Below are 14,358 nucleotides of genomic sequence, written 5' to 3'. Positions count from 1 at the left end.
ACCGGCGCCGCGCTTCCGCACCGACGACCTCCTGCCGCCCGACGGCCATGTCCGCACCATCGCCGCCTGGAACATAGGGCGCGCGTCGAAGATGGCCCGCTGGGGACGCAGCGCCCACTACGGCCGACGTACCGTCCGCGCGATCGGCTGACGTGCCGTCCACACACTCGACCGACGCGCCTTTCGCGTGATCGCCCGCGGGATCAACCAACGGCGCCGTCCGCCCCCGCCCTCAACCGCAACCCCACGGCCGCCCCACCCCACCCCACCCCGCTCACCTGAGCACCCCGCATCACAATCCGGTCTCGCTGACCCTCCAGGGGCTTGCCACCCGCCCATGTAATCGATTCCAATCCTCCGTGTAATCGATTCCACAAGGAGGTGGACCGGCGATGGCGAGCATCAAGGACGTCGCGGCCGAGGCAGGCGTATCCGTCGCCACGGTCTCGCGTGTCCTGAACAGTCACCCCTCGGTCAGCCCGGCCGCCCGCGCCCGTGTCATCGCCGCGATAGAGAGCCTCGGCTACCGCCCGAACGCCGTCGCCCGCTCGCTGCGCACCGACCAGACCCGCACCCTCGGCCTGGTCATCAGCGACGTGCTGAACCCGTACTTCACGGCCCTGGCCCGCTCCGTCGAGGAGGCGGCCCGCGCGCTCGGCTACAGCGTGATCATCGGCAACGCCGACGAGCGGCCCGAGCTGCAGGACCACCACGTGCGCACGCTCCTGGACCGCCGGATCGACGGGCTTCTGGTCTCCCCCACCGACGGCGGCTCCCCGCTGATGCTGGAGACCGCGCGTTCCAGCACGCCGATGGTGTTCGTGGACCGCTGGATCCCGGGCGTGGACGTCCCCGTCGTCCGCGCCGACGGCCGCGAGGCCGTCCGTGACCTGGTGGCCCACCTGCACGCCGTCGGCCACCGCAGGCTCGCGATCATCGCCGGGCCCGCGGCCACCACCACCGGCAGCGAGCGCGTCGAGGCCTTCCGCGACGCGCTCGGCGCGTACGGGCTCCCGCTGCCCGACGACTACATCGGGCAGGGCGACTTCCAGGCCGACAGCGGGCGCCGGGCCACCGAACGGTTCCTCGCGCTGCCCGAGCCGCCCCACGCGATCTTCGCCGCGGACAACCTGATGGCGCTCGGCGCGCTCGACGCCATCCGCGCCCAGGGCCTGAGCGTGCCGCACGACATCGCGCTCGCCGCCTTCGACGACATCCCGTGGTTCGTGCACACCGATCCGCCGATCACCGCCATCGCGCAGCCGACCGGTGATCTGGGACGAGCCGCCGTGCAGGCCCTGGTCGACCGGATCGAGGGCAGGAGCCCCCGGTCCGTGACCCTGCCCGCCCGCCTCGTCGTACGCCGCTCCTGCGGCGAGTCCCCCACCGACCAGAGGAGCACCACGTGAGCAACCCGGACGAGTTGCCGCGCACCGCCGACCGCAGCCCCGAACTCACCCCCGATGGCACCGAGTTGCTGCGCATCGAAGGCATACGCAAGACGTTCCCCGGCGTCGTCGCGCTCGACTCCGTCGACTTCGATCTGCGCCGCGGCGAGGTGCATGTCCTGCTCGGCGAGAACGGCGCGGGCAAGAGCACGCTCATCAAGATGCTCTCCGGCGCCTACCGCCCCGACAGCGGCCGCATCCTCGTGGACGGGAAGGAAGCCCGCATTCACGGGGCGCAGGACGCCGAACGGCTCGGTATCGCCACGATCTACCAGGAGTTCAACCTCGTACCCGACCTCACCGTCGCCGAGAACATCTTCCTGGGCCGCCAGCCGCGCCGCTTCGGGATGATCGACCGGAAGGCGATGGAGTCGGCCGCCGAGGAACTCCTGAAGCGGGTCGGCGTCCAGGTGTCACCGCGCGCCAAGGTGCGTGAACTCGGCATCGCCCGGCTGCAGATGGTCGAGATCGCCAAGGCGCTCAGCCTTCAGGCCCGCGTCCTGATCATGGACGAGCCGACGGCCGTCCTCACCAGCGAGGAGGTCGACAAACTCTTCGTGATCGTGCGGCAGTTGCGGGCGGACGGTGTGGGCGTCGTCTTCATCACCCACCACCTGGAGGAGATCGCCGCGCTCGGCGACCGCGTGACCGTCCTGCGCGACGGCCGCAGCGTCGACCAGGTGCCCGCGTCGACCGCCGAGGACGAGCTCGTACGGCTGATGGTGGGCCGCAGCATCGAGCAGCAGTATCCGCGCGAACGCCCGGACGCCGGGGGCCCGGACGCCGACGCCGCATTGCTCACCGTCGAGGGTCTCACCCGCGACGGCGTCTTCCACGACGTCAGCTTCGAGGTGCGGGCCGGCGAGGTCGTCGGCCTCGCGGGACTCGTGGGCGCGGGGCGGACCGAGGTGGCGCGCGCGGTCTTCGGCGCCGATCCGTACGACAAGGGTTCCGTCGACGTACGCGGCGAACGCCTGCCCCGGCATGACGTGAACGCCGCGATGGGCGCCGGAATCGGCCTCGTACCGGAGGACCGCAAGGGCCAGGGGCTCCTGCTGGACGCCTCCGTGCAGGAGAACCTCGGCCTGGTGACGCTGCGCTCGGCGACGCGCTCCGGGCTCGTGGACCTCAAGGGCCAGCGCGTCGCGGCGGCCCGGATCGCCGAGCAGCTCGGCGTGCGGATGGCCGGGCTCGGCCAGCACGTGCGCACGCTCTCCGGCGGCAACCAGCAGAAGGTCGTCATCGGCAAGTGGCTGCTCGCAGACACCAAGGTCCTGATCCTCGACGAGCCGACGCGCGGCATCGACGTGGGCGCGAAGGTCGAGATCTACCAGCTCATCAACGAACTGACGGCCTCCGGGCACGCGGTCCTGATGATCTCCAGTGATCTGCCGGAGGTCCTCGGCATGAGCGACCGCGTGCTCGTCATGGCGCAGGGCCGCATCGCGGGCGAACTCGCCGCGGACGACGCGACGCAGGACGCGGTGATGGCACTGGCCGTGAGCACCACGGAAGCCCACGACAGCACGGCAGTTCAGAACGACGAAGCAACCGAAGGGGAGGCCTCCCGTGGCCACTGAAACGCTGAAGAGCAACGCGGGTGGCGCCACCGGTCTCCGCCGCGTGCTGCTCGACAATGGCGCGCTGAGCGCCCTGGTCGTCCTCCTGGTGGCGATGTCGCTGCTGTCCGGCGACTTCCTCACTACCCAGAACCTGCTCAATGTGGGCGTGCAGGCCGCCGTGACCGCGATCCTCGCGTTCGGCGTCACCTTCGTCATCGTCTCGGCGGGCATCGACCTGTCGGTCGGCTCGGTGGCCGCGCTCTCGGCCACCGTCCTCGCCTGGACGGCGACTTCACAGGGCCTGCCGGTCTGGCTCGCGATCGTCCTCGCCGTCGGCACCGGCATAGCGTGCGGTTTCGTCAACGGACTGCTCGTCTCGTACGGCAAACTCCCGCCGTTCATCGCGACGTTGGCGATGCTGTCGGTGGCCCGCGGCCTCTCCCTGGTCATCTCGCAGGGCAGCCCGATCCCGTTCCCCGACTCGGTCTCCAACCTCGGTGACACCATCGGCGGCTGGCTGCCGGTCCCGGTCATCGTGATGATCGCGATGGGTCTGATCACCGCCGTCATCCTGGCCCGTACGTACATCGGCCGCTCCATGTACGCGATCGGCGGCAACGAAGAGGCGGCCCGCCTCTCCGGCCTGCGCGTGAAGCGGCAGAAGCTCGTCATCTACGGCCTGTCCGGCCTCTTCGCCGCCGTCGCGGGCATCGTCCTCGCGTCCCGCCTGGTTTCCGCGCAGCCGCAGGCCGCGCAGGGGTACGAGCTGGACGCGATCGCCGCGGTCGTCATCGGCGGCGCGAGCCTGGCGGGCGGCGTCGGCAAGGCGTCCGGCACCCTGATCGGCGCGCTGATCCTCGCGGTCCTGCGCAACGGCCTCAACCTCCTCTCCGTGTCCGCCTTCTGGCAGCAGGTCGTGATCGGCGTCGTCATCGCGCTCGCGGTGTTGCTCGACACGTTGCGCCGCAAGGCCGGGGCGACCCCGGGGGCCTCGACGGGCGCGGCGGCCGGTGGCGGGAAGAAGGGGCCGCAGCTCCTGAAGATCGGGATCGCGGCCGTGCTGGTGGCGGCCGTCGTGGGCGCCGTGTCCTTCTTCAACAACGGTTCCTCCGGCACGACGACGAAGATCGGCATGTCGCTCTCCACCCTCAACAACCCCTTCTTCGTGCAGATGAAGGAGGGCGCGCAGGCGGAGGCCAAGAAGGCCGGCGTCGACCTCACGGTCACGGACGCACAGAACGACGCGTCGCAGCAGACCAACCAGCTGCAGAACTTCACCGGCGAAGGCATGAAGTCGATCATCGTCAACCCGGTCGACTCGGACGCCGTCGGCCCCGCGGTGCGCGGCGCCAACAAGTCGGACATCCCGGTGATCGCGGCCGACCGCGGCGTGAACAAGGCGAAGGCGGCGACGCTCGTCGCCTCCGACAACATCGCGGGCGGCAAGCTCGCCGCGAAGACCCTCGCCGAGAAGCTGGGCGGCAAGGGCAGGATCGTCACGCTCCAGGGCGTCGCGGGCACGTCGGCGAGCCGCGAGCGCGGCAAGGGCTTCACCGAGGGCATCAAGGAGTACCCCGGCATCAAGGTCGTCGCCTCCCAGCCCGCGGACTTCGACCGCACCAAGGGCCTGGACGTCATGACGAACCTCATGCAGTCGAACCCCGGCATCGACGGCGTCTTCGCCGAGAACGACGAGATGGCCCTGGGCGCCGCAAAGGCGCTCGGCGGCAAGGCGGGCAAGTCGGTGTCGGTGGTCGGCTTCGACGGAACCCCCGACGGCCTGAAGGCCGTCGAGTCGGGCTCGCTGTACGCGTCCGTGGCGCAGCAGCCGAAGGAGCTGGGCAGGATCGCGGTGCGGAACGCGGTGAAGGCACTGCGCGGCAAGGACGTCGACACGATGGTGAAGGTCCCGGTGAAGGTGGTCACGAAGAAGAACGTGGCCGACTTCTCCTGACTCCTTCGCACCCTCGCCGGTGCCCCCACCGCCCCCGCCGGACGAACGAACACAGGAGCTGGATCCACCGATGAACGACCACGACGACGCCACGTACGACCTCCTGGTCGTCGGGTCGGCCAATGCCGACCTGGTGATCGGCGTCGAGCGCCGCCCCGCCCCCGGCGAGACGGTCCTCGGCTCCGACCTCGCCACGCATCCCGGTGGCAAGGGCGCGAACCAGTCGGTCGCGGCGGCCCGTCTTGGCGCCCGTACCGCCCTGCTCGCGCGGGTCGGCGACGACGCACACGGCAGGCTCCTGCTCGCAGCGCAGCGCGCGGCGGGCGCGGACACGGTCGGCGTCCTGGTCGGCGGGGCGCCCACGGGCGTCGCGCTGATCACCGTCGACCCGTCGGGCGACAACAGCATCGTGGTCTCGCCGGGTGCCAACGCCCGGCTGACCCCCGAGGACATCCGCGCGGCGGGCAGCCTGCTCGCCGCGTCCCGGGTGGTCTCGACGCAGCTGGAGATCCCCATCGAGTCGGTCACGGAGGTCGTACGCACGTTGCCGGCGACCGGCCGCCTCGTCCTCAACCCCTCGCCACCGGCGCCGCTGCCGGACGAAGTCCTCGCGGCGTGCGACCCGTTGGTGGTGAACGAGCACGAGGCGCGCTACATCCTGGGCGATGCGGGGGAATCCTCGGACTCCCCCGAGGACTGGGCGCGGGCGCTGCTCGCCCTCGGGCCCCGCTCGGTGGTGATCACCCTGGGCGCGGAGGGAGCACTGACGGCGGACGGCACCGCCTCCCCCGTCAGGGTGCCGAGCCCGAAGGTGGACGCGGTGGACACCACCGGCGCGGGTGACGCGTTCACGGCGGCCCTTGCGTGGCGCATCGGCCTGGGCGATGACCTTCCGACGGCGGCGGCGTACGCGGCGCGGGTCGGGGCCGCGTCGGTCACCCGGCAGGGCGCGCAGGAGTCGTACCCGACGGCGGCCGAGGTGGATTCGGCATGAAGAGGAGCGGCATCCTCAACCGCCATCTCTGCGGCGCCCTGGCCGAGTTGGGCCACGGGGACACTGTGTTGATCTGCGATGCGGGCATGCCCATTCCGCCGGGGCCTCGGGTCGTCGACCTGGCCTTCCGGGCAGGCGTCCCGTCCTTCGCCGAGGTCCTGGACGGGCTGCTCGCCGAGCTGGTGACGGAGGGCGGAACCGCGGCGGAGGAGGTCCGGGACGCGAACCCGGCGGCGGCCGATCTCCTGTCCGCCCGCGTCACGCCCCTCACCCTGATCCCGCACGAGGAACTCAAGCGCCGCACGGCCACGGCCCGCCTGGTGGTCCGCACCGGCGAGGCCACGCCATACGCGAATGTGCTGCTGCGGTGCGGGGTGTTCTTCTAGCCTCGTACGCTCCCCTGCCCCGGCCGCGCGCGCTCCCGGCCCCTTAGCTCCGCACGGCCCCGGCGGGAAAGCTCAGCGTCCGGTACACCGTCACCCCGCCCGCCAGCTCCCCGCACGCCTGTGCCGCCGCGCTGACCCGCTGCGTGTACGAGGGGTCGGCGGTGTCCAGCAGGATGCCCAGGGTCGTGCCGCTGTGCGCGACGGCGACGCCCAGGCCGCCGACCTCCCGGCAGATCTCCCGCATCGGCTCCAACGACCTTTTGTGGCGCAGGAGTTGATTCATCTGGGCGCTGCGCGTCGCGACCCTGCCCACCTCCGCCAGGTCGCGGCGGCGGACGGCGCACGCCAGCCGGTCGAGCAGGCGCGCGTACTCGTGACGGTCGGCGAGGGTGAACGGCTTGGGGATGCGGTTGAAGTCGACGGTGTCGACCGAACCACCCTCGTCGATCCCCACCACGGCCATGACCGGGAGCGATCCGAGGATGCCGCGCAGCCGCACGGTGCGGTGGTGGAAGGCGACGATCGCCGGATAGAGCACCCCGTCCGTGGGCTCGATGTCCGCGAGGAGCCGTTCGACGCGGGACGGCGGCATCGCCACGTCCAGCGCCTGCCCGACCGCCCGCGCGGTCGCGACCAGGTCGGCCGACGAGCTCGCGAGACCCTTGCCCTCGGGGATGACGCTGTTGACGCGGAGGGTTCCCCCGACCGGCACGCCCGTTCGCAGCTCCGCCAACTCGCAGATCGTACGGGCAAGTTGGAGCGCCTTGGTCTTGCGATCGGGCCGGACCAGAACTTCCCCGACGCCGGGTTCCGGCCGGAAGGTGGCCATCGTCCACCGCGCGACGGGCAACGTCACCAGGAAGTCCCCGTCCTCCTCCGGCAGCACGCCCTGAAGCAGCTCGCCGAAGGTCCCGAAGGCGGTACCCACTCCGATTCCGGCCGACCGCGCACCCGCCGCACGGGGCCGCGGCCCGGCCTCCTGGGACAGCTTCACAGGTCTCCTCTCAACATCCCGACACCTCCAGTGCCCACAGGCTGCCACAGGACTATCCGTCTTGACAATCATTTTCATCTAGTGTGATGCTCTCGGCTCGGCGACCGACACAGGGGGCAGAGGCCAGACATGCACGACCACATAGCCGAAGCGGTGAAGAAGCCCGATCTCATATCCCTGGAGCCGGACTTGGTCTGTCTCCGATTCGAGACGATGAAGATCTATTCGGCTCTGGGAGCGGTCCGTCACCTTCTCGACTCGGGCGCCGTGAAACCCGGCGACACCCTCATCGACAGTTCCAGCGGTATCTACGCGCAAGCCCTGGCTCTCGCCTGCCACCGCTACGGAATGAAATGCCACATCGTGGGTTCCACGACCGTGGACCGCACCCTGCGCATTCAGCTGGAGATACTCGGCGCCACGCTGGAACAGGTGCGGCCGTCAAAGAATCTCCGGCTCGACCAGGAGCTGAGAGTGCGGCGCATCGCCGAGATACTCGAGGCCAATCCCTCGTACCACTGGATGCGGCAGTACCACGACGGCATTCATTACCTCGGCTACCGCGACGTGGCCAGGACAATCGACGCCGAGGTGCCCGAAGGGCCCCTCGCCCTGGCGGGCGGGGTCGGCTCGGGAGCCTCGACCGGCGCCATTGCCGGATATCTGCGGGACGCGGGTCGCGATGTGTCACTCGTCGGCGTACAGCCTTTCGGCAGCGTCACCTTCGGTTCGGAGCGCGTGGCCGACCCGGACATGATCATCGCCGGGATCGGCAGCGCCATCGCCTTCGAGAATGTCCGGCACGAGGCGTACGACCGCGTGCACTGGGTGAATTTCGACTGCGCGGTGTCCGGCGCGGTCTCGCTTCTGCGGAACAGCGGAATCTTCGCCGGTCTTTCCACCGGCGCCGCTTATCTGACCGCTCTCTGGGAGCGGCGCCGAGACGATTCCCGTACGTACGTCTTCATCGCCGCGGACACGGGTCACCGCTATGTCGAGAGCGCTTATGCGAAACACGCGGACGCACCGGACATCGACACCTTGAAGCCGCACGAGATCACCTCGCTCGACGAGCTGAGGCACCCCTGGTCGACCACTTCCTGGCGCGACCTTCCCTGACCGCGTCACCACTTGCCCCTCTACCACCATCTGAGAGAACTCCACATGTCACACCCCGACCCGCGCACGCCCCAGAACGTCGCGGAGCTCATCGACGCCGTCCTGGCGGGCGACCACGGCCCCGACCCCAGAGACCTCTCCGTCACCAGCGCGTTCTGGCTGTACAACACCACCCGCCTCGCGGGCAGCCAAGTGACGTACCACAACCACTACTTGCTGCTCCGGGTCGGCACGGCGTTCGGCGCCTGCTCCTTCGAGGCCGGTGAACTCCCCCCGGACTTCTGCGAGAACGCCTCGGGCCACAGCCTCGACAAGCTGCTGCGCGCCGAGTCCACCCCCGTCCGCATCGCCGCGCTCGACGCCTATCTCGCGCAGGTGAACCCGCACCGGGACGCCGCCGACGCCGAGCGCATCACGCTGCCCACCGGTACCCCGGAAGTCCGGGCGAAGGCCCGCGACGCCGCCATCGCCGGGCTGCTCGACATCGAGCCGGGCGCCAAAGTGGCGCTCATCGGCGTGGTCAATCCGCTGGTCGCGGCGATACGTGAACGGGGCGGCGTCTGTCTGCCCTGCGACCTCAATCTCCGTACGACCCAGTGGGGCGACCGGATCACCGACGACATGACGGAGGTGCTCAAGGAGGCCGACGCCGTGGTCGCCACCGGCATGACGCTGAGCAACGGCACCTTCGACCTGATCCTCGCGCACTGCCGCGAGCACGGGGTGCCGCTGGTGGTGTACGCGCAGAGCGGCAGCGCCGTGGCCCGCGCGTTCCTGCCCGCCGGGGTGACCGGGCTCTCCGCGGAGCCCTTCGCGTTCTCGCAGTTCAGCGCCGACGAGACGCCGCTCTACCGCTACAAGGAGGCGGCATGAACGTCGACTCCAAGGGCTCCGCCCTGGAGCACCGGGACGCGGGGGCGGACGAGGCGCTGCCCGGCGACTGGCGGATGGCCCGCGCGCTGTGGCCCGTCCTGGTCGCGTCGGCGGTCGGCCTGCTGCCGTTCACCGTCTTCAGCACGTATCTGGTGCCGATGGCCGAGGACGCCGACAGCAGCGTCGCCACGCTGGGCGGTCTGCGCGGACTCGGCGGCCTCGCGGCCCTGTTGGTGGGTACCGCGCTCGCCCCGCTGATCGACCGGGTGCGCAAGGAGTGGGCGGCGGCGGGCGGCCTCGCCGCGCTCGGCGTGTCCGCCGCACTCGGCGCCAGCGGGGACTTCATCCTGCTCGCCGTGTTCTGCCTGCTGGTCGGCGCCAGTACGTCGGTACTGAACCCGGCGCTGACCGCGGCCGCCGCCGACCGCTTCGGCTCCGGCAGGGCGGCGGGGCGCGCGGCCACGCTCGTCACGGCGACGCAGTCGATGACCGCGATGCTCGCGGCGCCGGTCATCGCGCTGCCCGCGCTGTTCTGGGGCTGGCAGGGCGACCTGTTCGCCGTGACCGGGGTGTCGCTGCTGCTCGCCGCGGTCTTCTTCGTGCGCGGCAAGGACAAGCCGGTCGAGGAGAAGGCCGACTCCCCACGCCTGGGCTACATCGCCTCGTTCAAGGCGCTGGGGGCGATCCCCGGTGTCGTGCCGCTGCTCCTGATCGCCCTCCTGCGCACCGCCGTGTTCATGGGCTATCTCTCCTATCTGGCGGCCTACTACGACGACCGCTTCCAACTCGACCCGGGGCTCTTCGCGTTCGTGTGGACGCTGAGCGGCGCGTCGTTCTTCGTGAGCAATCTCCTCACGGGGCGGATCACGAACTCCGAGGAACCGCGGATCGGCACCGAGCGGATGCTGGCCGTCGGCCTGTTCGCCGCGCTCGTCTCGGTCGTGGGCTTCTACTTCACGCACTGGCTGCCGCTGGCCCTCGCGATGACGTCCCTGCACGCGGCGAGCCACGCCGTCGTGGCCGCGTGCGTGGTCAGCCTGCTCGTCCGCCGCTGCGGAACACAGCGCGGCGCGGCCCTGAGCGTGAACGCCGCGGGAATGAGCCTCGGAGTCTTCGTGGGCGCGGGCCTCGGCGGGCTCGGCCTGGGCCTCGCCGGCTATCCGGGCATCGCCGTGTCCTTCGGGGCGCTGGTGGTCGTGGCGCTGGTGGCCGCGTCATTCGTACGGCGAACGGACCCGGGGGACGGAGCTCTGTCGAGGCCAGCCCCGGCGGAGGCCCCGGAGCCCGCGCCTTAACCCCCCATGGCACCCTGCGCTGCGCTCGCCGCGCCTCGCCTGCCGCCTGCCACCTCCCTCCCTCCCTCGCGACCGATCCCCCTCCGACTCGAAAGGCCCGACGCCATGCCCCCGACCGCGATCCCCGCCACAGCGACCACCATCACGGCGGCCGGTGCGCACGGTTCCGGTCCGCCGGCCCCTCGTGCTCGGAACCGGCTCGCTACCCCCGCGGGCTGCGCGGTGACCTGCGGCGCGCTTCTTCTCGTCCTTCTCGTCTCCGTCGTCGTGGCCATCGGCCTCGGCTCCGCCGTCGTCACCCCGGGTGACACGGCCCGGCTGCTGTGGGCGGCGCTGAGCGGCGGAAGCATTGACGCGGATGAGGTGACGACGTATCAGATCATCTGGCAGATCCGCACACCCCGGGTGCTCCTCGCGGCACTTGTGGGGGCGGGGCTGAGCGCGGTCGGCGTCGCCATCCAGGCGCTGGTGCGCAACGCGCTCGCCGACCCGTTCGTCCTCGGCGTCTCCTCCGGGGCCTCGGTCGGCGCGGTCGCCGTCACGGTCACCGGCGGGCTCGCGACACTCGGCATCTACGCGGTGTCGGCGGGGGCGTTCATCGGCGCGCTCGTCGCCTCCCTACTCGTGTACGTCGCCTCGGCGAGCCGCGGTGGCGGGCTTTCGCCGCTGCGGCTCGTCCTGACGGGCGTCGCCATGGCACTCGGCTTCCAGGCCGTGATGAGCGTGATCATCTACTTCGCCCCGGACAGCGAGGCGACCAGCATGGTCCTGTACTGGACGATGGGCAGCTTCGGCGCCGCCACCTGGGGTGCGCTGCCCGTCGTGGCCGCCTGCGTGCTGCTCGGCATCGCCGTGCTCCACCGGTACAGCAGGGCGCTGGACGTCCTGGCGCTCGGCGACGAGACCGCGACGAGCCTGGGCATCAGCCCCGACCGGCACCGCAAGGGCCTGCTCCTGCTCGCCTCGCTCATCACCGGCGTGATGGTCGCCGTGAGCGGTGCGATCAGTTTCGTCGGCCTGGTCATGCCCCATCTCGTACGCATGGTGGTCGGTGCCACCCACGCGCGCGTGCTCGCCGTCGCACCGCTGGTCGGAGCGGTGTTCATGGTCTGGGTCGACCTGCTGTCGCGGACGCTGGTCGCGCCGCGCGAGCTGCCGCTCGGGGTCATCACGGCGCTGGTCGGGGTGCCGGTGTTCGTCGCACTGATGCGGCGCAAGGGCTATATGTTCGGGGGACGTTGAGATGGAACTCGCTCTCGACGGCCTGTCCGTCACCCTCGACGGGAAGCTCCTCGTCCGGGACCTGTCCCTGGCGGTCGGCAGCGGCCAGATCGTGGGCCTGGTCGGCCCGAACGGCAGCGGCAAGTCCACCGCCCTCAAATGCGTCTACCGCGCGCTGCGCCCCAGCTCGGGTGTGGTCCGGGTGGGCGACGACGACGTCTCCCGGCTGACCCCGCGCCGCAGCGCGCAAGTCATCGCCGCGATGGCCCAGGACGGTTCGGTGGACCTCGATTTCACCGTCGAGGAAGTCGTCGCCCTGGGCCGCGCGCCCCATCTGCGCGGGAACCAGGCACTCGGCGCGCGCGAACGGGAGCTGTGCGAGCGGACGATGGCCCGCCTCGACCTCACCCGCCTCGCCGACCGCGGCGTACTCACCCTGTCGGGCGGCGAACGCCAACGCGTGCTGCTGGCGCGGGCATTGGTGCAGGAGCCTCGGATCCTGGTCCTCGACGAGCCGACCAACCACCTCGACGTACGCCACCAGATAGAGCTCCTCTCGCTGCTGAAGGGCTCGGGCCTCACCGTCCTCGTGGTCCTGCACGATCTCAACCTCGCGGCGGCCGCGTGCGACCGCCTCGGGGTGCTGTCCGACGGCGTGTTGGTGGCCGCCGGGACGCCCGAAGAGGTGCTCACGACGGGGCTCGTCGACGAGGTGTTCGGCGTCAAGGCCAGCGTGATCAGCCACCCCCTGACCGGCGACCCCCAACTCCTCTATGCCCTGACCCCCGCCACTCTCCTCTGACACCCGAGCCACAGACATCGGAAAGGCACCACCGGACCATGCCCAGAACACGTACCACCATCGGATCGGCGCTCGCGGCAGCCCTGCTGCTCGGCGGCTGCGGCGCGGAGGTCGACACAGCCTCCGACACCGAGGGAGCCGCGGGCGCCCCCGAGAAGGTCACCGTCAAGCGCTGCGGTGAGCCGGTCCCGTACAGGACCCCGCAGCGCGCGGTGGTCTACGAAGGCGGCAGCGCCGACAAGATGTTCAGCCTCGGCCTGACGAAGCACGTCCACGGCTACGTGATGCCTCCGGCCAACCCCCCGGTGAGCGAGTCCCCTTGGGCATCGGAGTACGCCAAGGTGAAGATGCTCGGCGACGATCTGCTCAACAAGGAGCTGGTCGTGGAGGCCAAGTCCGACTTCGTCGTCGCCGGGTGGAACTCGGGCTTCAGCGACCAGCGGGGCATCACCCCGGCGATCCTGGACAAGCTCGGCATCCAGAGCTTCATGCACACGGAGAGCTGCTTCAACTACCCCAAGTACCCGGAGAAGGTCACCCCGTTCAAGGCCCTGTACTCGGACCTGGACCGCCTGGGCAAGATCTTCGGGGTCGAGAAGAAGGCGGACGAGGTCGTGGGCGGCCTCAAGAAGCGCGTGGCCGCCGTCGAGTCCAAGGCCCCCAAGACTCCCAGGGGCGGCCGGGTCCCCGTCTTCCTCTACGACTCCGGCACGGACCAGCCCTTCACGGCCGGCAGTCAGGTCCCGCCCAACGACATCATCAAGGCCGCCGGCGGCAGGAACGTCTTCGACGGCCTCGACGAGCGCTGGACCCAGGTCAACTGGGAAGCCGTCGCCAAGGCCGAGCCCGAGGTCGTCATCATCTTCGACTACGGCGACATGCCCGCCAAGAAGAAGATCGAGTTCCTGAGGAAGTCCCCGCACACCAAGGAACTGCCCGCCGTGAAGAAGAACAACTTCTTCGTCCTCGACTACAACGAGGGCATCAGCGGCCCGCGCAACATCGACGGCCTGGAGAAGTTCGGGAAGTACGTGCGGGAACTGAAGCGGTGACGCGGCCCGAGCCTCACTGAGCCCGCCTCACCAGGTCAGCCCTCCCCCAAGACTGCCCTCACTGGGCCTGGTCGAGCGAGCCCGTGAGCCGCCCGAGGAGCCCCTGGAGGGTGAGGATCTCCTCGACGGTCATCCCGGTCGACGCGAGGATCCGGCGGGGGACGGGCAGCGCGCGCTCGCGCAGCTCGTCCCCCGCCTCCGTCAGCTGGACGGTGACGGAGCGCTCGTCGGCGGCGCTGCGCTCGCGCCGTACGAGCCCCGCGGCCTCGAGACGCTTGAGGAGCGGCGAGAGCGTGCCGGAGTCGAGGCGCAACCGCTCGCCGATCGCCTTGACGGGCTGCGGGCCGTGTTCCCAGAGCACCAGCATCACCAGGTACTGGGGATAGGTGAGGCCCAGATCCTTGAGGGCATCGCGGTAGACGCCGCCGAAGGCGCGCGAGGCGGCGTGCAGCGAGAAGCAGACCTGGTGATCGAGGCGGAGCAGCTCGGCGTCGGGCACGTCGGGCAGCTCCGCGTCGGGCATGTCGGGCAGCTCGCCTCCGGGCGGGGGCGGTACGGCGGTCGGCGATGGCGTCATGGCTCCAGCGTACCTCGCACGCGCCACTCAGTTGTGCACAACTAAATCGTGTGCAACCATTAGGGCAGAGCGAACGCACCC

Annotated in this window: 13 protein-coding genes; 11 read left to right on the top strand and 2 right to left on the bottom strand. The window is 70.6% G+C overall.

Annotation, left to right across the window (positions count from 1 at the left end):
• Nucleotides 1-392: 392 nt before the first annotated feature.
• The 5 genes from AB0E78_RS37425 to rbsD all read left to right on the top strand — a co-directional run bounded on the left by AB0E78_RS37425 (nt 393) and on the right by rbsD (nt 6,344).
• On the top strand, nt 393-1,409 hold the full coding sequence (locus AB0E78_RS37425; protein WP_361842757.1) for a LacI family DNA-binding transcriptional regulator: 1,017 nt from the start codon (nt 393-395) through the stop codon (nt 1,407-1,409).
• 14 nt (nt 1,410-1,423) lie between these two features.
• Nucleotides 1,424-3,028, top strand: a complete 1,605-nt coding sequence (locus AB0E78_RS37420) for a sugar ABC transporter ATP-binding protein (RefSeq protein WP_361842832.1) — start codon at nt 1,424-1,426, stop codon at nt 3,026-3,028.
• Nucleotides 3,018-4,964 (top strand): substrate-binding domain-containing protein, encoded by a 1,947-nt coding sequence (locus AB0E78_RS37415; protein ID WP_361842755.1) that lies wholly within the window; start codon nt 3,018-3,020, stop codon nt 4,962-4,964. Before AB0E78_RS37420 ends, AB0E78_RS37415 begins: the two co-directional genes overlap by 11 nt.
• Nucleotides 4,965-5,034: 70 nt before the next feature.
• Complete coding sequence (locus AB0E78_RS37410) at nt 5,035-5,958, top strand: ribokinase (RefSeq protein WP_361842752.1); 924 nt, start codon at nt 5,035-5,037, stop codon at nt 5,956-5,958.
• Nucleotides 5,955-6,344 carry a D-ribose pyranase gene (rbsD, locus tag AB0E78_RS37405; protein WP_361842750.1) on the top strand — a complete coding sequence of 130 codons (390 nt, stop codon included), beginning with the start codon at nt 5,955-5,957 and terminating at the stop codon, nt 6,342-6,344. Before AB0E78_RS37410 ends, rbsD begins: the two co-directional genes overlap by 4 nt.
• Before the next feature lie 43 nt (nt 6,345-6,387).
• Here the strand turns inward: rbsD and AB0E78_RS37400 are convergent, their stop codons facing one another.
• The gene (locus AB0E78_RS37400) at nt 6,388-7,332 is read right to left on the bottom strand and encodes a kinase (RefSeq protein ID WP_361842829.1); all 945 of its coding nucleotides are present in this window, start codon (nt 7,330-7,332) and stop codon (nt 6,388-6,390) included.
• A 135-nt stretch (nt 7,333-7,467) separates the two neighbouring features.
• Here AB0E78_RS37400 and AB0E78_RS37395 point away from each other — a divergent pair, with 135 nt between their 5' ends.
• The 6 genes from AB0E78_RS37395 to AB0E78_RS37370 all read left to right on the top strand — a co-directional run bounded on the left by AB0E78_RS37395 (nt 7,468) and on the right by AB0E78_RS37370 (nt 13,700).
• On the top strand, nt 7,468-8,457 hold the full coding sequence (locus tag AB0E78_RS37395; protein ID WP_361842747.1) for a pyridoxal-phosphate dependent enzyme: 990 nt from the start codon (nt 7,468-7,470) through the stop codon (nt 8,455-8,457).
• 45 nt (nt 8,458-8,502) lie between these two features.
• Nucleotides 8,503-9,330 carry a DUF364 domain-containing protein gene (locus AB0E78_RS37390; RefSeq protein ID WP_361842744.1) on the top strand — a complete coding sequence of 276 codons (828 nt, stop codon included), beginning with the start codon at nt 8,503-8,505 and terminating at the stop codon, nt 9,328-9,330.
• Complete coding sequence (locus AB0E78_RS37385; RefSeq protein ID WP_361842742.1) at nt 9,327-10,625, top strand: MFS transporter; 1,299 nt, start codon at nt 9,327-9,329, stop codon at nt 10,623-10,625. Before AB0E78_RS37390 ends, AB0E78_RS37385 begins: the two co-directional genes overlap by 4 nt.
• 105 nt (nt 10,626-10,730) lie before the next feature.
• Entirely contained in the window at nt 10,731-11,867 is a 1,137-nt protein-coding gene (locus AB0E78_RS37380; RefSeq protein ID WP_361842739.1) for an iron ABC transporter permease, read from the top strand.
• Nucleotide 11,868: 1 nt separating this feature from the next.
• The gene (locus AB0E78_RS37375; protein WP_361842737.1) at nt 11,869-12,648 is read left to right on the top strand and encodes an ABC transporter ATP-binding protein; all 780 of its coding nucleotides are present in this window, start codon (nt 11,869-11,871) and stop codon (nt 12,646-12,648) included.
• Between the two features lie 38 nt (nt 12,649-12,686).
• On the top strand, nt 12,687-13,700 hold the full coding sequence (locus AB0E78_RS37370) for an ABC transporter substrate-binding protein (protein ID WP_361842735.1): 1,014 nt from the start codon (nt 12,687-12,689) through the stop codon (nt 13,698-13,700).
• Nucleotides 13,701-13,758: 58 nt separating this feature from the next.
• On the opposite strand, the gene AB0E78_RS37365 is transcribed toward AB0E78_RS37370, so the two are convergent.
• Complete coding sequence (locus AB0E78_RS37365; RefSeq protein ID WP_361842826.1) at nt 13,759-14,223, bottom strand: MarR family transcriptional regulator; 465 nt, start codon at nt 14,221-14,223, stop codon at nt 13,759-13,761.
• Nucleotides 14,224-14,358 lie beyond the last annotated feature (135 nt).

Origin of the sequence: Streptomyces sp. NPDC032198 (assembly GCF_040636975.1) — a bacterium.
In the GTDB taxonomy this organism is placed as follows: domain Bacteria; phylum Actinomycetota; class Actinomycetes; order Streptomycetales; family Streptomycetaceae; genus Streptomyces.
The sequence above is the reverse complement of the archived record's forward strand: the minus strand, read 5'-3'. Positions and strand labels throughout refer to the sequence as shown.